General features: G+C 68.0%; 19 protein-coding genes. 12 read left to right on the forward strand and 7 right to left on the reverse strand.

Going from position 1 to position 21,109, the window contains the following annotated elements:
• Positions 1-2 precede the first annotated feature (2 nt).
• A complete protein-coding gene (locus tag IEX71_RS18185) occupies positions 3-1,490 on the forward strand; it encodes a mannitol dehydrogenase family protein (protein ID WP_188838437.1) in 1,488 nt (495 codons plus the stop codon).
• A gap of 68 nt (positions 1,491-1,558) precedes the next feature.
• On the opposite strand, the gene IEX71_RS18190 is transcribed toward IEX71_RS18185, so the two are convergent.
• The 4 genes from IEX71_RS18190 to efeU all read right to left on the reverse strand — a co-directional run bounded on the left by IEX71_RS18190 (position 1,559) and on the right by efeU (position 6,956).
• Positions 1,559-2,644 (reverse strand): hypothetical protein, encoded by a 1,086-nt coding sequence (locus IEX71_RS18190; RefSeq protein ID WP_188838438.1) that lies wholly within the window; start codon positions 2,642-2,644, stop codon positions 1,559-1,561.
• A 208-nt stretch (positions 2,645-2,852) separates the two neighbouring features.
• Positions 2,853-4,124 (reverse strand): iron uptake transporter deferrochelatase/peroxidase subunit, encoded by a 1,272-nt coding sequence (gene efeB, locus IEX71_RS18195; RefSeq protein WP_188838439.1) that lies wholly within the window; start codon positions 4,122-4,124, stop codon positions 2,853-2,855.
• A complete protein-coding gene (gene efeO / locus IEX71_RS18200; protein WP_188838440.1) occupies positions 4,121-5,371 on the reverse strand; it encodes an iron uptake system protein EfeO in 1,251 nt (416 codons plus the stop codon). The genes efeB and efeO overlap by 4 nt, the downstream gene beginning before the upstream one ends.
• Positions 5,364-6,956 carry an iron uptake transporter permease EfeU gene (efeU, locus tag IEX71_RS18205; protein ID WP_188838441.1) on the reverse strand — a complete coding sequence of 531 codons (1,593 nt, stop codon included), beginning with the start codon at positions 6,954-6,956 and terminating at the stop codon, positions 5,364-5,366. The genes efeO and efeU overlap by 8 nt, the downstream gene beginning before the upstream one ends.
• Before the next feature lie 182 nt (positions 6,957-7,138).
• Between efeU and IEX71_RS18210 the strand changes: the two genes are divergently transcribed.
• Positions 7,139-8,560 (forward strand): FGGY-family carbohydrate kinase, encoded by a 1,422-nt coding sequence (locus tag IEX71_RS18210; protein ID WP_188838442.1) that lies wholly within the window; start codon positions 7,139-7,141, stop codon positions 8,558-8,560.
• A 99-nt stretch (positions 8,561-8,659) separates the two neighbouring features.
• On the opposite strand, the gene IEX71_RS18215 is transcribed toward IEX71_RS18210, so the two are convergent.
• Entirely contained in the window at positions 8,660-8,827 is a 168-nt protein-coding gene (locus tag IEX71_RS18215; RefSeq protein WP_188838443.1) for a hypothetical protein, read from the reverse strand.
• A 253-nt stretch (positions 8,828-9,080) separates the two neighbouring features.
• Here IEX71_RS18215 and IEX71_RS18220 point away from each other — a divergent pair, with 253 nt between their 5' ends.
• From IEX71_RS18220 to IEX71_RS18230, 3 genes are read left to right on the forward strand one after another with little or no spacing between them, the layout of a single operon-like run.
• Positions 9,081-10,274, forward strand: coding sequence for an MFS transporter (locus IEX71_RS18220; RefSeq protein WP_188838444.1), 1,194 nt, complete (start codon positions 9,081-9,083; stop codon positions 10,272-10,274).
• Positions 10,275-10,316: 42 nt separating this feature from the next.
• Entirely contained in the window at positions 10,317-11,297 is a 981-nt protein-coding gene (locus IEX71_RS18225; RefSeq protein ID WP_229749845.1) for an asparaginase, read from the forward strand.
• A 10-nt stretch (positions 11,298-11,307) separates the two neighbouring features.
• Positions 11,308-12,543: a winged helix-turn-helix domain-containing protein gene (locus IEX71_RS18230; RefSeq protein WP_229749846.1), complete on the forward strand. Its 1,236-nt coding sequence runs from the start codon at positions 11,308-11,310 to the stop codon at positions 12,541-12,543.
• A 93-nt stretch (positions 12,544-12,636) separates the two neighbouring features.
• On the opposite strand, the gene IEX71_RS18235 is transcribed toward IEX71_RS18230, so the two are convergent.
• Together IEX71_RS18235 and IEX71_RS18240 are read right to left on the reverse strand one after the other, a co-directional pair.
• Positions 12,637-13,314, reverse strand: coding sequence for a response regulator (locus IEX71_RS18235; protein WP_188838445.1), 678 nt, complete (start codon positions 13,312-13,314; stop codon positions 12,637-12,639).
• A complete protein-coding gene (locus IEX71_RS18240) occupies positions 13,311-14,924 on the reverse strand; it encodes a sensor histidine kinase (RefSeq protein WP_188838446.1) in 1,614 nt (537 codons plus the stop codon). The genes IEX71_RS18235 and IEX71_RS18240 overlap by 4 nt, the downstream gene beginning before the upstream one ends.
• A 132-nt stretch (positions 14,925-15,056) precedes the next feature.
• On the opposite strand from IEX71_RS18240, the gene IEX71_RS18245 reads away from it, so the two are divergent.
• The 7 genes from IEX71_RS18245 to IEX71_RS18275 all read left to right on the forward strand — a co-directional run bounded on the left by IEX71_RS18245 (position 15,057) and on the right by IEX71_RS18275 (position 21,082).
• The gene (locus tag IEX71_RS18245; RefSeq protein WP_188838447.1) at positions 15,057-16,433 is read left to right on the forward strand and encodes a cation:dicarboxylate symporter family transporter; all 1,377 of its coding nucleotides are present in this window, start codon (positions 15,057-15,059) and stop codon (positions 16,431-16,433) included.
• A gap of 360 nt (positions 16,434-16,793) precedes the next feature.
• Positions 16,794-17,336 (forward strand): translation initiation factor IF-3, encoded by a 543-nt coding sequence (gene infC / locus IEX71_RS18250; RefSeq protein ID WP_229749847.1) that lies wholly within the window; start codon positions 16,794-16,796, stop codon positions 17,334-17,336.
• An 84-nt stretch (positions 17,337-17,420) separates the two neighbouring features.
• The gene (gene rpmI, locus IEX71_RS18255; protein ID WP_188838448.1) at positions 17,421-17,615 is read left to right on the forward strand and encodes a 50S ribosomal protein L35; all 195 of its coding nucleotides are present in this window, start codon (positions 17,421-17,423) and stop codon (positions 17,613-17,615) included.
• Between the two features lie 114 nt (positions 17,616-17,729).
• Positions 17,730-18,116 carry a 50S ribosomal protein L20 gene (rplT, locus tag IEX71_RS18260; RefSeq protein ID WP_188838449.1) on the forward strand — a complete coding sequence of 129 codons (387 nt, stop codon included), beginning with the start codon at positions 17,730-17,732 and terminating at the stop codon, positions 18,114-18,116.
• A gap of 44 nt (positions 18,117-18,160) precedes the next feature.
• Positions 18,161-18,976: a TrmH family RNA methyltransferase gene (locus IEX71_RS18265; protein WP_229749848.1), complete on the forward strand. Its 816-nt coding sequence runs from the start codon at positions 18,161-18,163 to the stop codon at positions 18,974-18,976.
• 9 nt (positions 18,977-18,985) lie between these two features.
• On the forward strand, positions 18,986-20,086 hold the full coding sequence (locus IEX71_RS18270; protein WP_188838450.1) for a sensor histidine kinase: 1,101 nt from the start codon (positions 18,986-18,988) through the stop codon (positions 20,084-20,086).
• An 81-nt stretch (positions 20,087-20,167) separates the two neighbouring features.
• On the forward strand, positions 20,168-21,082 hold the full coding sequence (locus IEX71_RS18275; RefSeq protein WP_188838451.1) for an aldo/keto reductase: 915 nt from the start codon (positions 20,168-20,170) through the stop codon (positions 21,080-21,082).
• The last annotated feature ends 27 nt before the right edge of the window (positions 21,083-21,109 follow it).

Raw genomic sequence — 21,109 nt, forward strand, 5'->3', positions numbered from 1 at the left:
GGATGGCGACGAAACTATCTGCAACCACAGTCAATTCACTCGACTCGCGAGTGGCCGTGCCGTCATACGACCGATCGGCGTTGACCACCGGGATAGTGCACCTGGGTGTCGGTGGCTTCCACCGCGCGCATCAGGCGATGTATGTCGACACCCTGCTGTCCGAGGGTGCAGCCTGCGACTGGGCGTTCACCGGAGTCGGCGTGCTGCCGAAGGACGACCGGATCGTCGAGGTGCTCAACGCGCAGGACGGTCTCTACACCCTGGTGGTCAAGCACCCGGACGGTCACCTCGAGCCACGGGTGATCGGCTCGATCCGGCGACTGCTGCACGCCCCGAGTGAGCCGGACGCGGTGCTGGAGGCGATGTGCGACCCGGCAACTCGCATCGTGTCGCTCACCATCACCGAGGGCAGCTATCTGGTCGATCAGGTGACCGGCGAGTTCGACCCGCATCACCCGTCGATCCAGCCGGATCTCATCGAGAACGCCGTGCCGGCAACGGCATTCGGCTTCATCGTCGAAGCGTTGCGTCGGCGTCGCGAGGCCGGTGTCGCACCGTTCACCGTGATGACGTGCGACAACCTGCCCGGCAACGGCGATGTGGCACGTGGCACGATCACCGCCTTCGCGAGGCTGAAGAGTCCCGAGTTGGGGGACTGGATTGCCGCCAACGTGTCGTTCCCCAACTGCATGGTCGACCGGATCACGCCGGTGACCACCGAGGACGACATCCATCGGCTGGCCGACGAGTTCGGCATCGACGACGGGTGGCCGGTGGTCACCGAGCCGTTCACCCAGTGGGTGCTCGAGGACGAATTCCCCACGGGCAGACCGCCGTTGGACGACGCGGGCGTGCAAGTCGTCCCCGATGTCATGCCGTATGAGCTGATGAAACTGCGGCTGCTCAACGCGAGCCACCAGGCGCTGTGCTACCTGGGTTACCTGTCGGGCTACCGCTACGCGCACGAGGTCGCGCAGGACCAGGAGTTCGCTCGGTTCCTGCTGGGCTACATGAAGCACGAGGGCGAGCCGACGCTGCCCGAGGTGCCCGGCGTGGACCTGACGGCTTACGAGCACGAGCTCGTCGCGCGGTTCGCCAACCCCGAGATCCGCGACACGCTCGCCAGGCTGTGCGCCGAGAGCAGCGACCGGATCCCGAAGTGGCTGGTCCCGGTCATCCGTGACGACCTCGCCGCGGACCGGCCGGTCGAGCGGGCGGCGCTCGTCGTCGCAGCCTGGGCGCGGTATGCCGAGGGCGTCGACGAACAGGGCGAGCCGATCGACATCGTGGATCACCGCAAGGAGCAGGTGATGGCGGCTGCTGCGAAGCAGAGTGATGACCGGCTCGCGTTCATCCGTGACCCGAGCCTCTTCGGTGACCTCGCGGAGCAGGAGGCGTTCACCGCGCCATACGTCGCTGCGCTGGAGTCGCTGCACGACAAGGGCGCCGCCGCCACGCTCCGGGAGCTGATAAGCCGCCTCGGCGACTGACCCTTCCGCGCACACCTCCTCGTCGAGAGGCTCACAAACGACTCGAGGGGCTCAGAAATTTCGGCCGTTCACCGGTGATTTTCTGAGCCTCTCGACGTCTGTCTGAGCCTCTCGGCGGGGAAGGCTCGCGGCGGCAGCGGGCCGTCCGGGACGGGCCAGCCGCCGTCGAGCACCGGCCGCACTCCGTGTGCGCCCAGCACTCCGTGCAGTGCCCCGTGGGGCAATCCTTCGCTCCAGTCCCAGCGGGCGATGTCCTCCACCTCATGGTGTCGGCGCAATCGCTGCTCTCGCTTCTTCTCCTGCAACAGGGCGTCGACCGCGCTTTCGCCCGAATCATCTTCTGGGAAAGTGTATTTCAGGTCGCCATCGGACTCTCCGACGAGCCCAAGCGCTGGCCAGTAGAAGTCGGTGCGGCCGATGAAGCCCGCGCCATCGAAGAACTTCTTCTGCAACTCGGGCATCGGCAGACCGCACTGGAACATCCGTGTGCGACTCAAGGATTCGAGCGGGGATTCGGCACGCTCGTCGGCAAGGTGTATGGCGAGTTGCGCCATACGTCTGCCACGTCTGCCCCTGGGAACCTTGGCGAGTTCGCCGAGAAGCGCCTCACGGGAGGTCAACGACCGATGTAGTGCGTCGTCGCACACGGAAACTCCGGACTCGAGCAAGGCGTGCCGCGCGTCGTCGACGACGGTGCGTTCGTATGGCGTGACCAGCAGTCCACCGATGTCGACCGCCTCTGTCGGCAACGACGTTCGACGGCGACGGACGTTCGGCGTGCGACCGCGGGTGCCGGGGCGGACGACATACTCGACCCGGCGTGATCGTGCGCCGATCGAGGGAAGTTGCCACACGGCGCAGCTGGTGTCGTTCGAGAACACGAGTTCGTGATCAGTGGCGTCCCGCACGGCCCACGCCATAATGATGAGCAAGTCCTCCGCACTGAGGTCGCCGATGGCGGTTCCGTAGGCGTTGCGACGCAGTTTTGTGATGGAGGGCGTGCCGTCAACGGGTGACAGTCCGAACGCCGTCAGGCGACGTGCCGACGTCGACCGCACGAGTGCACCAAGCCCGGCAACGTGCTCGGCTCGTGCGCGCATGTGCGACTCCAGTGCCTTCGACACGGGGTACGGCTCGTTCGGTGCCACGCTCATGACGAGTGAGCGTCGCATCCACGCGCCGGCGCCCGCAAAAGTTTTCCACAGCCTTGCACCTGACCACTTCCGACACCTTCGCCGAGAGGCTCACCACACGCTCGAGAGGCTCAGAAAAGTGACCGCTTCGACGCGAATTTTCTGAGCCTCTCGAGGCCGTTGTGAGCCTGTCGGCGAAGGGGCCGCTCTGCCGGATTCGGTGAGGAGGCTAGGTGAAGAGCTGCTCGCCGATGTAGTGACCCGTCTTGGGCGACGGCGGTATGGCGAAAAGACCCGAGCCGACGTGCTTGACGTATTCGTTCAGCAGATCAGCGGCGCCGAGCTTGCGCTGCAACTGCACGAAGTGCGCCGGGTCGTTCTGATAGCAGACGAACAGCAGCCCGGCGTCGAGCTGCCCGAATTCGTTGATGCCGTCGGTGTAGTTGTACCCGCGGCGGAGGATCTTGATGCCGCCGTTGTTCTCATGTGCGGCCAGGGCGATGTGCGACGTCGGGGCGATGATCGCCTCGCCGTCCTTGCCCTTGGCGGCGAAGCGCGGGGTGTCGTGCTCGACAGACCCGCTCAACGGCTCGCCGTGCGTCTTGCCACGCCCGAAGATGTGCTCCTGGTCGCTGACCCGGTCGGCGTCCCAGGTCTCGATGTTCATCTCGATCTTGCGCACCACCTGGTAGGTGCCACCGGTCATCCAGTCGGCGTCCTTCAACCAGACGTACTTGTCGAAGTCGGCGCCGGTGCTGATGTTGCGGGTGCCGTCCTTGAATCCGAAGAGGTTCCGCGGCGTCTGCTGACCTTTGCCGGCCGACGCGCGGCCGAATCCCATTACGGTCCAACGGGTTTGGACGGTGTCTCGCGCCATGCGGGCCAAGTTTCGGATGGCGTGATAACACACCTGCGGGTCATCCGCGCAGACCTGCACCGACAGGTCGCCGTCACTGGTCTCGGGGGTGAGGTTGTCACTGGGCAGCTTGGGCAGCCGACGCAGCAGCGCCGGTCGCTTGTCCGCCAGGCCGAACCGGTCGTCGAAGATCGACGGGCCCAGACCGATGGTGACCGTGAGGCTGGCAGCATCCAGGCCGAGAGCTTCGCCGGTGTCCTGGCCGACGCCGGCGTCCGACGACGGCTGGACCTGACCGATCGGCTCGGCGCGCATCAGTTGGGCGCTGGCGGCGGTCCACCGGGCGAGCAGCGACTGCAGGTCCGTTCGCAACGATCCGTCGACCAGATCGAAAGTCATGAAGATGGAATACCGCTGCGGAGGCGTCCGGATCCCGGCGGGCTCGGCTTGGTCGTAGAACGGATACTGCGTGGTCAGGTCGATGGCGTCCTTGTCGGCGGCGTCCGCCGGATGCGAACGCGAGGCGTCCATGCCCCAGGACGCGCCCACCGCGAGCGCGCCCACAGTCGCTCCACCGACGGCTCCCTGGAAGAGCCGTCGGCGCGGCAGACTATGACCTCTGGTCTCGGGTTGTTCGTTGTTCAACCTGCGGTCGCCACCTTCTGCGCGATCTGCGACAGCGGGTCCTGCAACGCCTGGACCTTCTTGCTGAGCTTGGCGGCGTCGGTCTTGCGCAGTTGCGCCGTCCACGGCTTGAAACCGCCCAGCGAGGCGCCGTCGCGGTAAGGGGTCAGGCCGTTGGTCACATTGGTGAACTGCTTGCTCACCCGTGCGGTCAGCGCCGGGTCGATCTTCTGCAGACCGGGCTTGAGGAACGCGAACGCCTGCTGGGCGCCCTCAACGTTGGAGGCGAAGTCGGACAGGTCGGTGTGGCTGTACTTCTCCTCCTCGCCCTTGATCTTGTTGGTCTGCACCTCTTCGAGCAGGCTGGCTGCGCCATTGGCCAGGTCCTCGGGCTTGTAGGTGACGCCCTTGACCAACTTGGCGAGCTTGCCGACGTTGGTGTGCAGTTCCTTCGCGTACTTCTTGGTCTGAGGAGTGATCTTGCCGCCCTGCCAGAGGTCCTTCTCGACCGCGTGGAAGCCGTGCCAGCCGACCTTGGGGTCGAGGTTGGACTGCCTCATGTCGATCAGGTAGTCGAGGTTGCCCGCGTTGTCCCCGGGCTTGAAGCCGGGCAGGACGAATCCGCCGACATCGGACTCGATCTTCTCGTAGAACGGGCGCGCGCCGGCATACGCCTTCTTGGCCGCGGCGACGTCGCCCTTGTCGACCGCCGCCTTCAGTTTCCCGATCGCGGTGACCATGTCGGCGGCGTTCTGGTTGACGAACTTCGCGTAGCCCTTGGTTCCTTCGGCCAGCACCGTGGCGGTGGAGCCGGAAGCTGCTGCGGCCGCCTTGCCGGTCACCGTGAACGGAACGTTCTCCTTGTCGGCGCCGGGGCAGTAGAGCTGGTATTTGCCGCCCGAGAGCGTGGCCGTGAACTTCACCGGGGCGAGGCCCGGCGCGAGGTTCTCCTTCTCGCCGAGGATGCGCTGATCGCTCTGCAACTCGATCTCGGTGATGGCGGTCGCGTCCTTGTTGGTGATGGTGAAGGTGACCGGACCGGCCGGTGCGGACGCGTGGTCGAGCTCGCAGCCGCCGGCGCTGGTCAACGTCACGCCGACCTGCGCCGCGCCACCGGACACCTTCGCTGCCGCGTTGCTCGCGGAGCTGCCGCCGGATGCCCTGTTCGCGGATCCGCCGGAGGACGACGACCCGCAGGCGGTGAGCGCCAGAGCGACCGCGACGGCGGCGCCGGGTACGGCTGCGAGACGGACAGTGGACTTAGGCATGTGCTGAGCTCCTCGAAGAGGTATCGCGGGTGGTCGCACTGACGCGTTCGCGGGTGCTGGGAACACGTCGGCGCGCACGCAGCGCGACGACGAGGAGTGTGATGGCCGCCAGGAGCAGGCCGAGGGGGACGACACGACCCCAGAAGGTTGCCGAATCACGTTCTCCGGCAAAGTGATTGAGTGCGCTGCTGAAGTCGTCGGTGTATGACGGCTTGACCGACCACGAAGCGCCGGGAGCGGTCATGCCTGCCGGCATCGTCGCGTCGGGAGCGATGGTCAGCGTGCGCTGGGTGTTCAGGCCGCCGCCGGTGAGGGTCACGCTGGAGCGGACGGCGCGACTCGCGTCATACAGCCTTCCGTGGCTGGTCCACACGTCGAGCTTGTCGCTCTGGTGCCACGCCGCCCGGTAGGGCCCGGGGTTGACAGCGGGGTCCACGCCGACCGGCACCCGACCGCCATTGAGAGCGGTGACCTGCGCGAGGGTGAGGCTCGAGGGCGCCTTGGCCCCGGACTCGGACGCGGGGCTACCGGTGAAGTGGTTCGTACGGACTCCAGTTACCGTCGCCCTGCCGGCTCGGGTCAGGTGGGTCTGCTCGCCGCCGGAGCGCTGCAAGGTCGCTCCGTCGAGCCGCACTGTGCCCGCGGTCGCGCCGCCTGCGTCGACCACCGGAGCAGCGGAAGGCACGTCGAGTGTGGCGGACGGCACCGCGACGAACGTCACGACCGCGCCGATCGCGCACGCCGCCGCGACGCCCAGCTTCAGCCGGATGCTCTGTATGGCGCCGGGGCGGTGCGCGACGGGCCAGAACGACACCAGTGCCATCGGTATGACGTAGAGCAACCAGCCAAGGACCTCGACGACCCTGGGGTCGGCCGGTATGCCGAGGACGCCGGTGAAGACGGCGCTGCGGATCGACCCGACCGGCGCCAGCCAGTGCAGGTCCACGGTTCGTGCCTGTCCGGCATTCAGCCAGCCCGCCTCGTGGGCGGTACGCAGCGCGCTGACGACCAGGCCGGCGGCGATCAGGATCAGGAAGGCGCTGGTGCCCTTGAAGAACTTGCCCAGGTTGAGGGAGACGCCGCCGCGGTAGATGCCGATGCCGAGCAGGACCGAGCCGCCGATCCCGAGCACCGCACCGGCGATCGCACTGCCGGTGTTGGTGGAGGCCTGGAAGGTCGCCAGCATGAAGACCGCGCTCTCGAAGCCCTCCTTCAGGACCGCGAGGAAGGCCATGATCACCATGGCCCGCGAGGTGCCTTCGCCCAGTGCACTCTGCGCAGCGGCCTCGATCTCCCGCTTGAGTCCGCGGGAGTGCTTGCTCATCCAGATGATCATGCCGGTCACGAAGACCACGGCGACCGCGCCGATGACGGTCTCCATCATCTCCTGCTGCCGTTGCGGCAGCGCGGACTCGACGACCTTCAGCGTGATCCCCACGGCGATGCTGATCGCGATGCCGGCGCCGACGCCGATCCACATGGTGGTCAGTCGATGACCGTTCTTCTTCAGGAAGGCAGCGATGATGCCGACGATCAATGCAGCTTCGAGACCCTCGCGCAGGCCGATCACGAATGTCGCGAGCACGTGCACCTCTCTGCGGTATTAGGCAAGCCTTAACTAAGCAGGGCCGAGCATAGACCCTGGGTTTCGGCATGCACCAATCCGGTCAGCAGATCGGCGGGGTCCCCGCGAAGTATTCGGAGGAACGCAGTGGGGGAGAAACTTCATGGGGTGACTACCCTCGCCTGCATGACGCAGGTCCGCATATGAGTGAGTCATTGGTCGCCGGAGTCGACAGTTCGACCCAGTCCTGCAAGATCGTCGTCTGCGAGGCGGCGACCGGCAGGGTGGTCCGACAGGCCAGAGCGGGTCATCCCGACGGCACGCAGGTGAGTGCCGACGCGTGGTGGTCCGCGTTCGAGGAGGCACGAAGCGGTGGCCTGCTCGACGGCGTGCAGGCGATCGCGGTCGGTGGGCAGCAGCACGGCATGGTCACGCTGGACGATGCCGATCGGCTGGTGCGCGACGCGATGCTCTGGAACGACACCAGCTCTGCGCCCCAGGCGGCCGAGCTTGTCGACGAGCTCGGCGGCGCACCTGCATGGGTCGACGCGGTCGACCTGGTTCCGGTGGCGAGCTTCACCGGCACGAAGCTGCGCTGGCTGGCCGAGCAGGAGCCCGACAATGCCGCGCAGACCGAGACGGTCGTGCTGCCACACGACTGGCTCACCGGGCGGATCCTGAAGGACGGCAACGGTTTCCAGGGATGGACGACGGACCGGGGCGATGCATCGGGCACCGCCTACTGGTCGCCGGTGACCGGCGAATACCGGCACGACCTGTTGCGGCGCGCGTTCGGTCGTGACGTGCAGGTGCCGCGGGTGGTCGGGGCTTCGGAGGCGGCCGGCCGGACCGCCGGCGGGATGCTCGTAGCGGCCGGGACGGGCGACAACGCCGCGGCCGCGCTCGGCCTGGCGATCGAGCCCGGCGACGTCGTCGTCTCGCTCGGCACCAGCGGCGCGGTCTTCACCGTGCACGATCGCCCGGTCGGCGACGTCTCCGGAGCAGTGGCGGGGTTCGCCGACGCGACCGGCCGGCACCTTCCGCTGCTGGCGACCTTGAACGCAGCGCGGGTGCTCGTGGCCGCGGCAAGCACCCTGGATGTCGACCTGGCCGGTCTCGACGCGCTCGCCGCGTCGGCTCCGATCGGCGCCGACGGACTGACCCTGCTGCCCTATCTGGACGGCGAGCGGACGCCGAACCTGCCGATGGCGCAGGGCACGCTGGCCGGCATCACCCGGGCCAACTCGACTCCGGCGCACCTCGCCCGCGCGTATGTCGAGGGCATGCTCTGCAACCTCAAGGGCTGCATCGACGCGCTGGCCCGCAACGACATACACGCCAGCAGGGTGCTGCTGATCGGCGGCGCGGCCGCCGCGAGCACCGTCCGCTCAGCGGCCGCAGACATCTTCGGGGTGCCGGTGCTGGTGCCGGAGCCGGGGGAGTATGTCGCGCTCGGCGCGGCACGCCAGGCTGCGTGGGCGCTCGCGGGAGGGTCGGCTCCACCGGAGTGGGACGTCCCTGTGGCTGCGACGGTCGAGCCGTCGGATCCCGGGGCGGGCGCCGTGGCCGCGGGCCGCTATCGCGACTTGGTGGATGCGCGCCATCCCGGCGCGGTCATTCGCTGATCCGCCTCCGGGCATGACGAAGCCGACCGCGTCATGCCCGCTCCACCCGGTGGAGCGCCGATGCGGTCGGCTCGTCGAAAAAGGGGTGCGCGTAGGCCGTCAGTCGTCGCCGCGTTCGTAGGCGAGTTGTTCGGCATACGGGCGCATGCGAGGCAACTTCCGTTGCCCTGATGTCGGCAAATGGTTGCGCGTGATGTGGTCGCGGTGCAGTGCGTCGAGCATTCTCGACGTCGTCTCGTGCACGACCGGTGAGGTGCGTGGCGCCATCCTGTGTCCTTTCGGTTGCTGGCTCGGGCGGACATGAGGTGTAACGGAGGGCTCCTCCGAATAATTCCCGGTTGCCGAAAGTCTTTCGGTCCGGGCTTCGAGGGCGCGGAACGCAGGCTGGGAAACAGCAGTGAGATTTTGCTCTCACGGCGGGTAAATGGGTCGCGCGCAATATTTCGATATGGAAGTATTGCATCTGGTTCTTGTCGTGGACCGAGCCCTGTTCTCCAGACCCTGAAGGAGTGACTCCCGTATGTCGTTCAACCCCTACCAGCGCGTATTGAGCATCAGTGATGCCCGACGGGTGTTGTTCCTGGGTCTGCTGCTGCGGATCCCGATCGCGTCCGCCGCGGTCGTGCTCACCCTGCACGTCGTGCAGTCGCTCAGTCGTTCCTATTCCGAAGCCGGCCTCGTGGCAGCCGGCGCGACGCTCGCGATCGCGGTCTCGGGTCCCTGGCGCGGCAAGCTGCTGGACCGTCTGGGCCTGCGTCGTGTCGTGCTGCCGTCGCTGCTGGTCAACGCGGTCTGCTGGTCCATCGCGCCGTTCGTCGGCTACTGGCCGTTGCTCGTACTCGCAACGGTCGCAGGACTTTTCGTCGTTCCGACATTCTCGATCATTAGGCAGGGCGTCATTGCGGCGGTGCCCGACAGCGAACGCCGCACTGCTCTCTCGCTCGACAGCGTGACCGTCGAGATGGCATTCATGGTCGGTCCGGCGGTCGCGGTCTGGCTCGCCACGGCGTTCGACACACGGTTCGTGCTGTGCGGGCTCGAGCTCGCGGGCGTGGTGGCCGGCATCGCGCTCTACCTGATGAACCCGCCGCTGCGCGGGGCCGACCCCGAGACCGACAAGGCCGGGCAGGTCGTCCCGCGGCGTGCTTGGTTCCGGGCCGGCTTCCTGGCCATCTGTGGCGCCGCGGCAGCCTGCACGATCGTCCTCGGTGGCAGCGACGTCGCCATCGTCGCCGCGATGCGGGAGTTCGATGCGGTGAGCCAGATGAGCATCGTGCTGGTGCCGTGGGCCGCAGGCTCGCTCTTCGGTGGGCTGATCTACGGCGCGTTGTCCCGGTCGTTCCCGCCGTTCCTGCTGCTGCTCGGACTGGCGGTCGCGACCGCTCCGATGGCGTTCGCGGGTGGCACGTGGTCCCTCGCAGCGATCTCGCTCATCGCAGGGTTGTTCTGCGCACCGACGATCACTGCAACGGTCGACGCCGTGAGCCGGGTGGTGCCGTCGGCCGCGCGCGGCGAGGCGATGGGCTGGCACGGGTCGTTCATGACGGCCGGCGGTGCCCTCGGCGCCCCGCTGGCCGGCGCAGCGATCGACACCGGAGGGTTCGGGGCGGGCTTCCTGCTCGTCGCGGGGATCGGCGCTGCCGTCGCCGTCACGGGGTTTGGCGCCCTCGTCCTGCACCGTCGCCACGTGGTGCAGCACGCCCTCGCCGCCTAGCGGCCCCGGCCACCTGAATCGCGGTCTCACTAAGGTGACGTCGTGACTCAGGTGGCGGTGTTCTTCCTCGGCGGCACGATCAGCATGACCGGGACCGACGACACGGGAGCGGTCGTCCGCCTGACCGGCGCCGACCTGCTGCATGCGCCGCAGGTCGAGGCGCTCGGCATCGACACCGAGGTCGTGGACTTCCGTGCGGTGGGCAGCTCGCGCATCTCGGTCGCCGACCTCGCCGAGTTGCACGAGGCGGCGGAGACCGCTGTGGCCGGCGGTGCGGATGGCGTGCTGGTCGTGCAGGGCACGGACACCCTCGAAGAGACGTCGTTCCTCATGGACCTGTGGTGGGACCACACCGAGCCGATCGTGTTCACCGGAGCGATGCGCAACCCCGGACTGCCGGGGCCGGACGGCCCGGCCAACCTCGTCGCGGCGCTTCGCGTGGCGGCGGACCCCGGCAGTCGCGGCCTGGGCGCCCTCGTCGTGCTGAACGATGAGATACACGCCGCGCGGTTCGTCGCGAAGCGGCACACCAGCAGCGTCGCCGCATTCGTGTCGCCGGGCGCCGGCCCGGTGGGCCGGGTCGAGGAGGGCACGGTCCGGTTCACGACGAGCGTGTCGCGCCATACAGTCATCGGCCGGCCGCTGCGTGCGGTGCGCGTGCCGCTGATCGTCACGGTCATGGACGACGACGGCGGGCTCTTCGACGCGGCGCGCGACTGCGATGGTCTCGTCGTCGCCGCGTTCGGCGTCGGCCACCTGCGGCCCGAGATCGCCGACCGTGCGGCCGCACTGGCCGGGTCCCGTCCAGTGGTCCTCGCCTCTCGGACGGGCGCCGGTGCGGTCCACATCGCGACCTACGGCGGGCCGGGGAACGAACGTGATCTGGTCGACCGGGGTCTTCTCCCGGCCGGCACGCTGGACGCCTACAAGGCCCGTCTGCTGCTGCTCGCCCTGCTGGCGTCGGGGCTGGGCGGCGACTCTGCTCGTGCCGCATTCACCGGCCATGTCGGTGGCTACGCCTAGAGTCGCGTAGGTGAGCCCAGCACCCCTTCCTGACTCGTTGTCGGCAGCTCAGGCCCGGCGGATCACCTTGGTGGCCCAAGGTTTTCGCGATCCGCGGCATTCGCCGCCGACGATGCGCACCTTGGCGCGCACCGTCGAACGCACCGGCATCCTGCAGATCGACTCCGTCAACGTGCTGCAACGGGCTCATTTCATGCCGCTCTTCTCCCGGATGGGCCCCTATGACGTTGGCCTGCTCGACCGTGCCGCGGGCAGGTCGCCGAGACGGCTGGTCGAATACTGGGCGCACTGCGCGGCATACATGCCGGTCGAGCTGTGGCCGGTGATGATCCATCGGATGCGCGACTACGGCGCGCGCGGACACGCCTGGTTCGGAGTGCCCGACGATCCGGAGTTGCCGGCGGCGCTGCTGCGGGAGATCGAGGAGGGCGGTCCGGCGACGGCGCGCGACCTCGATGACGGCTTGCCCCGTGCCAAGGTCAACTGGGGCTGGAACTGGTCCAACACCAAGAAGGCCCTGGAGTTCCTGTTCTTCTCCGGGGAGCTCAGCGTCGCCCGGCGCAACTCGGCGTTCGAGCGGGTCTACGACCTGCCGGCACGAGTCATTCCGCCGCACGTCCTCGCCCAGCCGGAGCCAACCCTGCTGGACGCCACACGTGAGCTTCTCCGTCGGGCGGCCCGATCGTATGGCGTGGCAACCGAATTCGACCTGCGCGACTACTTCCGGCTGCAATCACCGGGCAACGTGCACCTGCCGCAGATCGGTCCCGCACTGCACTCACTCGTCGAGGACGGCGAGCTGGTGCCGGTGACGGTCGAGGGCTGGCGGCGACCGGCATACCTGCACCGTGACGTGACGGTGCCCCGCAAGATCGCGGGGCGTGCACTGCTGAGCCCGTTCGACCCACTGGTCTGGCAGCGGGAGCGCACGGAGGCGCTCTTCGACTTCTTCTACCGCATCGAGATCTACGTGCCACAGGCCAAGCGGGTGCACGGCTACTACGTGCTGCCGTTCCTGCTCGGTGACCGCATCGTCGCCCGCGTCGATCTCAAGGCGGACCGGCAGGGGAGTGTGCTCCAGGTGCTCGGGACGTATGCCGAGCCCGGCGCCCCGGAGCACACGGCGCCCGAGTTGCTGCACGCCTTGCGTGAGCTGGCGGGATGGCTCGGCCTGGACGATGTCGTGGTCGCCCCACGTGGCGACCTCGCGCCGGCCCTGGCGGCGCAGCTGCAGCGACCGGCCTGACGTGCAGGCGCTGCGAAATATCGTGGGAGTGCTGGCGGGGTCCCCGCGAAGTATTCGGAGGAGCGGAGCGGGGGAGAAACCTCGTGGGGTGCCTCAGATCCAGCGGTACTCCACCTCGGGGCGACCCGCACCGGCATACCGGGAGCGACGCATCGCCAGGCCCGCGTCGCACAGGTGTTCCGCGTAGCGACGGGCGGTGACCCGGCTGACCGGCAGTTGCTCGGCCAGGTCCCGTGCGGACAGCGCGACGTCGCTGCCGCGCAGCACGGTGCTGACCTGATCGAGCATCTCCTGCGACAGGCCCTTGGGCAGCTCTACCGGGCGACTGGGGCGCAGCGACCCGAGCATCTGGTCGATCTCCGACTGGTTCGTGACCGACGAAACCGCCTCGGTCTGCTCGACATACGCCCGGTAGGCCTCCAGTCGTTCACGCAGCGTCGGGAACGTGAAGGGCTTCAGCACATACTGCATCACCCCGAGCGACACAGCGGACCGCACCACGTCCAACTCGCGCGCGGAAGTGACCGCGATGACGTCCGCCCGATGGCCGGCCGAGCGGACGGCGCGCAGCACGTCCAGACCGTGCCGGTCGGGCAGGTGCATGTCAAGCAGGATGACGTCGACGTGGTGATCCTGCAGCGCCTGGATCGCGGCCTGGCAACTGCCCACGGTGGCCGCCACCGAGAAGCCGGCGACGCGCTCGACATACGCCGTGTGCGCCTCGGCAGCGATCGGCTCGTCCTCGACGACGAGCACGCGCAGATCGGTCATCGCGCGACCCTACCGACCGGGAGCCGCACCACGAATCGCGTTGGGGGACCGGTGACTTCGACGGTGCCCTCGAGTCGGGCTACTGCTTGAGCCACGAGCGCCAGTCCCACGCCGCGCCTGCCCGCCTGCCCCGACTCCTTGGTCGAGTAACCACGACGGAAGGCCTGCTCCACGTCGCCGCTGAGACCGGGCCCGTTGTCGGTGACCGTCATGGTGGTCCAGCCGTCCGTCACTTGTGCGTCGAACCGCACGATCCGGTCCCCGTCCAGGTCGCTCACCGCGTCGAAGGCGTTGTCGACGAGGTTTCCCACGATGGTGACCAGGTCCGTGGTCGGCGCGGCATCCTCGGGGACCACGGAGTCCGGCTCGATCAGCAGCGTGATGCCACGCTCACGGGCCTGCGCCGCCTTGCCCAACAGCAGTGCGGTGATCGCCGGTTCCCCGTGGACGGCGCCGACGACCCGGTCGGTGAGACCCTGTGCCTGATCCAGTTCCTCGGTGGCGAAGTTCAGCGCCCGGTCGGTGTGTCCGAGTTCGATGAGGGACACGATCGTGTGCAACCGGTTGGACGCTTCGTGGGTCTGGGACCGCAACGCATCGGTGAGGCTGCGTGCGGAGTCGAGTTCACCGGTGAGGGCGACGAGCTCGGTCCGGTCGCGCATCGTGACGACATACCCGAGCGGCTTGCCGCCGGGGGCGACCACAGCCTTGCTCACGACGAGGGTCCGGCCACTTGCGATCTGCAGCTCATCGTGTCGGGTGCTGTCGTCGGTCAGCGTGGCCACCATCGGTGCAGGCAGGCCGAGGTCGTCGGCCGCCCGACCGGCGAAATCCGTTGGCAGCCCGAGTAATCGCACGGCCTCGTCATTGGCGATCCGCACCCGCCCGTCGAGGTCCGTGAGCAACAGTCCGTCGGTCACCGCGTGCAGGACGGCGTCGTAGTAGTCGTACATCTCCTGCAACTGGCGGGAGCCGAGTCCACGGGTCTGCCGGCGTACCCGACGGGCAACCAGCAGCGTGCCGAGCCCGACCAGGACGGCGGCCAGCAGGCCGGCGCCGAACACGGCCGGCAACTGCTCACTGACCTGGTGGCGCACTTCCTGCTTGCGAATGCCGACCGACACCAGGCCGATGATCTTGCCGCCGTCGGTCACCGGCACGACACAACGACGGGACGGGCCCAGCGTGCCGGTGTAGTCCTCGACCACCTGGCCGCCGGCAGCCGCGGGCGCGATGTGGCCGACGAAGGTGTGTCCGATGCGCGCCGGGTTGGGGTGGCTGTAGCGCGTGCCGGTCGGGCTCATGATCACCACGAAGTCGGTGTGCGTGCGTTTCCGGACGGCTTCCGCGATCGGTTGCAGCCGCACGCTGGGATCGGCGGTGTGCAGTCCGGCGATGACCTGCGGCGACGCGGCCACGGACTGGGCGACCGCCACGACCTGCGCCGTCGCGCGGCTGTTGCTGTAGTGCCGCGCCTGCACGTAGGCACCGACCACGCCGGCCGTCACCACGATCAGCGCGACGACGGCCTGCAACGTGAAGGTCTGGGCGGCGACACTCCACAGCCGAGGGGAGCGCAGCCGTGGATGTGCCCTGGCCTCAGTCGTCATACGGGCAGCCGAGCTCACTGTGCCTGCTGCCGATGAACTCTATGAACACAAACGTGACCCGCATCACTCACCACGCCATTGTCGTTGAGGCTTCCCGGTGCCAGGCCCGGGACACGAGTTGTGAGAGATGTGATGAGCATGACCGCTGTGAAGGACAGAGCGCCGACACCGGCGCCCAAGAAGGACCGTACGCATTATCTGTATGCCGCCGTGGTCGTCGCGATGATCGCGGGCATCGCGGTCGGCATCATCTGGCCGGACTTCGGCGTCCAGCTGAAATGGCTCGGGACCGCATTCGTGAACCTCATCAAGATGATGATCTCACCGATCATCTTCTGCACGATCGTTCTCGGCATCGGCTCGGTGCGCAAGGCCGCTGCCGTCGGCCGCATCGGAGGGCTCGCGCTCGGCTACTTCTTGACCATGTCGACCGTGGCGCTCGCGATCGGCCTGCTGGTCGGCAACCTCATCCATCCCGGGTCCGGGCTGCACCTGACCAAGGAACTGGCGGCGACCGGCCACCAGCAGGTGAGCAGCGAGGGCAGCGGCACGGTCGACTTCATCCTCGGCCTGGTGCCGGACACCCTGGTCTCGGCACTGACGTCGGGCTCGGTGCTGCAGGCACTGCTCGTGGCCCTGCTGGTCGGTTTCGCGCTGCAGAAGCTCGGCCCGGCCGGCGAGCCAATCCTGGTCGGCATCAAGCACTGCGAGCGACTCGTCTTCCGGCTGATGCAGATGATCATGTATGCCGCGCCCATCGGTGCGTTCGGCGCGATGGCAGCTGTCGTCGGTGCGACCGGATGGAAGGCACTGCAAGGCCTGGCCGTGGTGATGATCGCGTTCTACCTGACCTGCTTCATCTTCGTGTTCGGTGTGCTCGGCACGATCCTGTGGGTCGTGGCGCGCGTCAACGTGTTCTCGTTGCTGCGCTACTTGGGGCGCGAGTTCCTGCTGATCCTGTCGACCTCGTCCTCGGAATCGGCGCTGCCTCGGCTGATCGCCAAGATGGAGCACCTGGGTGTCTCCCGCCCGGTCGTGGGCATCACGGTTCCGACCGGCTACTCGTTCAATCTGGACGGCACCGCGATCTACCTGACGATGGGCTCGCTGTTCATCGCCGATGCACTCGACAAGCCGTTCAGCCTGGGACAGCAGATCTCGCTGCTGGTGTTCATGGTGATCGCGTCCAAGGGTGCCGCGGGAGTCACCGGCGCCGGGCTGGCGACGCTCGCGGGCGGCCTGCAGTCGCACCGCCCCGATCTGGTGGAAGGTGTCGGCCTCGTCGTCGGCATAGACCGGATGATGAGCGAAGCCCGCGCGTTGACCAACTTCGCCGGCAACTCGATCGCGACAGTGCTCGTGGGCCACTGGACGCACAACCTGGACCGGACGCAACTGGAGGCCGTGCTCAGCGGAGCCGCACCGTTCGACGAGAGCATGCTCGAGGGTGAGCCGGATGCCAGGGAGACGGCGCCGCCACCGAAGGAGGAACTCGTCCCGGTCGGGTGACCTCGACCGGTGCCACCGGAGGCGTCCTCGCGATTTCGGTCGCGAGGGCGCCCGCTGTTATAGTTGTGGAACCAGTTGGTCCGACGTGAGCCGGGCCGACGTGCAAGAGAAGCTGATGCTTCCACCTCGCGCGGCAGCGATGTCGCCAGGTTCGGTCCAGTGACGACGCGGTTCGTCGCAGGCCATCAATGATGGCTGCTGCGGCACACCGCCGGCGTTGACTGTGCTGCCAGAGGCTTCTCGAGCACCACGATGGGTGACGAGGAGCCTCTCTTCGTTTCCCCTTGCTTTTGAACAACGACGAAGGAGCTTCACATCAGCGCTGAGACCCGTATCAACGACCGCATCCGGGTGCCGGAAGTGCGGTTGGTTGGGCCGAACGGAGAGCAGGTCGGCATCGTTCGCGTCGAGGACGCGCTGCGACTGGCCGCCGAAGCAGATCTCGACCTGGTCGAGGTCGCACCCATGGCCAAGCCGCCCGTGGCAAAGCTCATGGACTACGGCAAGTTCAAGTACGAAGCCGCCATGAAGGCCCGCGAGTCGCGCAAGAACCAGGTCAACACCGTCATCAAGGAGATCAAACTCCGCCCGAAGATCGACCCGCACGACTACGGCACGAAGAAGGGCCACGTCGTGCGCTTCCTGTCGGCGGGCGACAAGGTCAAGGTGACGATCATGTTCCGCGGACGTGAGCAGTCCCGACCGGAGCTCGGCTTCCGGCTGCTGCAGCGTCTCGCCGAGGACGTCCAGGAGTTGGGCTTCGTGGAGAGCGCGCCCAAGCAGGACGGTCGCAACATGGTGATGGTGCTCGGACCGACCAAGAAGAAGGCGGAGGCACGAGCCGAGGGTCGTCGCCGCCGCGAGCAGGCGCAAGCAGAAGAGACTGCCAGCGCCGAAGCCTGACCCCTCGCGCGAGGACGACACGCGCGAGTCCGCAACGAGCCATGCCCGGTGGGCTGGCAAACCATGTAACGAAGGAGATCGGCTATGCCGAAGATGAAGACCCACAGCGGCGCCAAGAAGCGCTTCAAGATCAGCGGGTCCGGCAAGGTCATCCGGCAGCGTGCGCGCCACGTGCACAAGTTCCAGGAGCGCACCAGCAGCCAGGCGCGGCGCCTGGCGAACGACGTCGAGGCCTCCGGCCCCGACAGCAAGAAGATCAAGAAGCTGCTGGGCAAGTAACCCACCTTCACCACCCGAAGACGCGTTCCCCGTCTTCGATGCCCATCTCAAAGGTGCCGACAGTCGCCTCGCGGCCGGACCTGACGAACCACCAGCAACTAGAAGGAGATTCACGTGGCACGCGTGAAGCGGGCGGTCAACGCCCAGAAGAAGCGTCGGACCGTTCTGGAGCAGGCCAGCGGCTACCGCGGACAGCGTTCGCGGCTCTACCGCAAGGCCAAGGAGCAGGTCACCCACAGCCATGGTTACAGCTACCGTGACCGCCGCGCCCGCAAGGGTGACTTCCGCCGCCTGTGGATCCAGCGGATCAACGCCGGCGCCCGCGCCAACGGCATGACCTACAACCGCTTCATCCAGGGCCTGAAGGCCGCCGAGGTCGAGGTCGACCGTCGCATGCTCGCCGAGCTGGCCGTCAACGACGCCGCCGCGTTCGCCGCACTGGTCGAGATCGCCAAGGCCAACGTGCCGGCGACCGACGCCAAGGCCGACTCCGCCGCCTGACGCGGCACGCACACACCCTTAGGCAAGCACTGAACGCCGGTCCTTTGACTCCGTCCGTCCTCACCAATCCCCGCGCCGAGCGGGTGAAGGCGGTCCGAGCGCTGGGCCGGCGTTCGGTGCGTCAGCGCTCCGGTCGGTTCGTCGTCGACGGACCGCAGGGTGTCCGGGAGGTCCTGCGATTCGCCCCGCACACCGTGCTCGACCTCTATGTCGACGGCGCTGCGCTCGACCGTCACGAAACGCTGGTCCAGCTGGCACGTGACGCGAACATCCATGTGCACCAATGCGATCCGGCGGTCATGACCGCTCTGGTCGACACTCAGCACCCGCAGGGCATTGTCGCCGTATGTCGGCCGGTGGACGTTCCGGTCGCCGACGCGCTGGGGGACGACACCGGCTTCGTGGTGGTGCTCGCACACGTGCGCGATCCGGGCAACGCCGGCACCGTGATCCGCTCCGCCGACGCCGCAGGAGCCCGAGCGGTGATCCTGTCCGACGCCAGTGTCGACCTCTACAACCCGAAAGTCGTCCGGTCCACCGCCGGCTCACTGTGGCACCTGCCGATCGCGCTCGGCGGTGACGTGGCCGAGTTGGTCGCCGCGTGCCGGGAGCGCGGCCGCCGGGTGCTCGCAGCCGACGGCGCCGGCAGCACGCTGTTGCCCGACGCCGACCTGTCCGGTGGGCACGCGTGGCTGATGGGCAACGAGGCGTGGGGCTTGGACGAGACCACCCGCGCCCTCGCCGACGACGTGGTCCGCGTGCCCATCCACGGCCACGCGGAGTCGTTGAACCTCGCGCTGGCCGCGACGGTGTGCATGTATGCCAGTGCGGAACACAACGCTCAGGGCCCCGCCTCCTAAGCTCGTCCGATGACTGGTCAGAGCGCGAGTGAGGGCTGGGGCGAGTGTCAGCCCGTGCAGCCGCCGCTGGCTCCGGCCGTCTACGCGGCTCTGCTGGAGCAACTGCCCGAGGGTGTCGTCGTGGCCGATGCCCAGCACCGCCTGGTGCTGGCCAACCGGCGTGCGCAACGACTGACCGGCGTACAACTCAGTGAGCACATCGGCCAGGACATTCGTGACGCCCTGCCCTTCGTAGGTGCCGAGGGGCGTTCTTACTGGACGACCGACGACCCGTGGGGCGGCCTGCGGATCCGCAGCGGATCGCCCGAACAGCGCCTGATGCTCCCGCACGGGCGCAGCGTCCTCGCGGCGACCCGGCACGTGCGAGCCGGACCGGAACGCACCCTGCAGTGGCTGGTGCTGACGATGCGCGGCACCTCGGTGCGGGATCGCATCGAGTCCGAGACCTCGGCACTGGTGACCACCGTGGCGCACGAACTACGTGCGCCGTTGGGCGCGGTGCGTGGCTTCTCGCAGACCCTGCGCAACCGCTGGTCGCAGCTGCGTGACGACCAGAAGCTGTGGATGCTGGACGCCATCGACACCGACGCGGCGCGACTGCAACGCCAGGTCGGGGAACTGCTCGAGATCTCCCGGCTGGACACCGGTCGGCTGGTGCTTCGCTATCGCGAGGTCGACCTCCTGTCGCTGGTCCGCGCCGGGATCGCGCGGGTGGTGTCGACCGGCGTCGACCCCGATCGGTTCCGGGTGGTCCACGAGTTCGACGAGGTCTCGATCGTGGCCGACCCGGACCGACTGACCCAGGTGCTGTCCAATCTGCTCGAGAACGCTGTTCGGCACGGTCGGGGCATGGTCACCGTCACGGTCGAGTTGCGCCGGCGCGAGGTGTGGATCGATGTCGCCGACGAAGGACCGGGCATCGCGCTCGAGCACCGGTCTCTGGTGTTCACCCGCTTCTGGCAGGCGCGCGGGCGCAGCGGCAACGGTCTGGGACTGTATGTCGTGCGCGGTCTCGTCGTCGCGCACGGCGGTCGGGTCGAGGTCCTCGACATACCTGGTGGGGCGACCTTCCGGTTGACCCTGCCGCGTATCGCACCCGACCAGACATAACCGGAGTATTACTCCGGTTGCGTGCTAGCCTGCTGCGGAGCGGAGGAATGCTCCGTTTCGTCGACAGGCCTGGAGCAGGACATGAGTACTCGAACTCAACCCGGCGGCACCTTCCCGCTCGGCGACCGACAGGTCGCCCGCATCGGGTATGGCGCCGGCCGACTCGACCAGCACGCCGCCGATCCGTCAGCCGGTGTGGCAGTGCTGCACGCCGCTCGGGCGCTCGGCGTCGATCATGTGGACACGGCGCAGTTCTACGGGGACGGGGTCGCCAATGACATCATCCGGCGCGCGTTCGGTGACAGCGCCGACGTGGCGATCGTCTCGAAGGTGGGCGCCGAGCGGGTGGACGCTCCGGTGCCGATCACGCCGGCGCAACGCCCCGCCCAGCTGCGCGCGCAGGTGGAGGACAACCTGCGGACCCTCGGCCGCGAACGGCTCGACGTCGTCAACCTGCGCCGGCTGGACACTGGTCCCGGCCTGCGTGCCCAGGGCGACCAGGTGGTCGACATCGAGGATCAGTTGGCAGAGCTCGCCGCGCTACGCGACGCCGGCGTGATCGGTGCCATCGGCTTGAGCGGCATCGACCTGTCGACGTTGCGACGGTCGCTGCCGGTCGGCATAGCGTGCGTCCAGAACGCCTTCTCGGTCCTGTCCCGGGACGACGAGGAGCTCTTCGCCGCATGTCGTGACGAAGGGATCGCCTGGGTGCCGTTCTGGCCGCTCGGCGGCTCACTGCCGCCCGGCGTCGGGAATGCCATCACCCGCTTCCCGCCCGTGCGGGACGACGAGACCGTCCGCGCGATCGCGGCGGAGCTGAACGCCACACCGGCCCAGGTCGGTCTGGCATGGCTGTTGGGACACGGTCCGAACGTCCTCGTCATACCCGGGACTGCGAGTGTCGACCACCTCGCGCAGAACATCGAGGTCGGGGCGCTGGAGCTGACCGCCGAGCACACGCGCAGGCTCGACGACGTGTGGTCGGCGAAAGCGTAGAACCGGGACCGCCCGGCCAACTCGAAG

The organism is Flexivirga endophytica, from assembly GCF_014640635.1.
In the GTDB taxonomy this organism is placed as follows: Bacteria; Actinomycetota; Actinomycetes; order Actinomycetales; family Dermatophilaceae; genus Flexivirga; species Flexivirga endophytica.

Coding starts and splice junctions, on each gene's coding strand:
- IEX71_RS18185 (WP_188838437.1), top strand. CDS start 3: ATGGCGACGAAACTATCTGCAACCACAGTCAATTCACTCGACTCGCGA.
- IEX71_RS18190 (WP_188838438.1), bottom strand. CDS start 2,644: ATGAGCGTGGCACCGAACGAGCCGTACCCCGTGTCGAAGGCACTGGAG.
- efeO (WP_188838440.1), bottom strand. CDS start 5,371: ATGCCTAAGTCCACTGTCCGTCTCGCAGCCGTACCCGGCGCCGCCGTC.
- IEX71_RS18210 (WP_188838442.1), top strand. CDS start 7,139: ATGAGTGAGTCATTGGTCGCCGGAGTCGACAGTTCGACCCAGTCCTGC.
- IEX71_RS18215 (WP_188838443.1), bottom strand. CDS start 8,827: ATGGCGCCACGCACCTCACCGGTCGTGCACGAGACGACGTCGAGAATG.
- IEX71_RS18220 (WP_188838444.1), top strand. CDS start 9,081: ATGTCGTTCAACCCCTACCAGCGCGTATTGAGCATCAGTGATGCCCGA.
- IEX71_RS18235 (WP_188838445.1), bottom strand. CDS start 13,314: ATGACCGATCTGCGCGTGCTCGTCGTCGAGGACGAGCCGATCGCTGCC.
- IEX71_RS18240 (WP_188838446.1), bottom strand. CDS start 14,924: ATGACGACTGAGGCCAGGGCACATCCACGGCTGCGCTCCCCTCGGCTG.
- IEX71_RS18245 (WP_188838447.1), top strand. CDS start 15,057: ATGAGCATGACCGCTGTGAAGGACAGAGCGCCGACACCGGCGCCCAAG.
- rpmI (WP_188838448.1), top strand. CDS start 17,421: ATGCCGAAGATGAAGACCCACAGCGGCGCCAAGAAGCGCTTCAAGATC.
- IEX71_RS18270 (WP_188838450.1), top strand. CDS start 18,986: ATGACTGGTCAGAGCGCGAGTGAGGGCTGGGGCGAGTGTCAGCCCGTG.
- IEX71_RS18275 (WP_188838451.1), top strand. CDS start 20,168: ATGAGTACTCGAACTCAACCCGGCGGCACCTTCCCGCTCGGCGACCGA.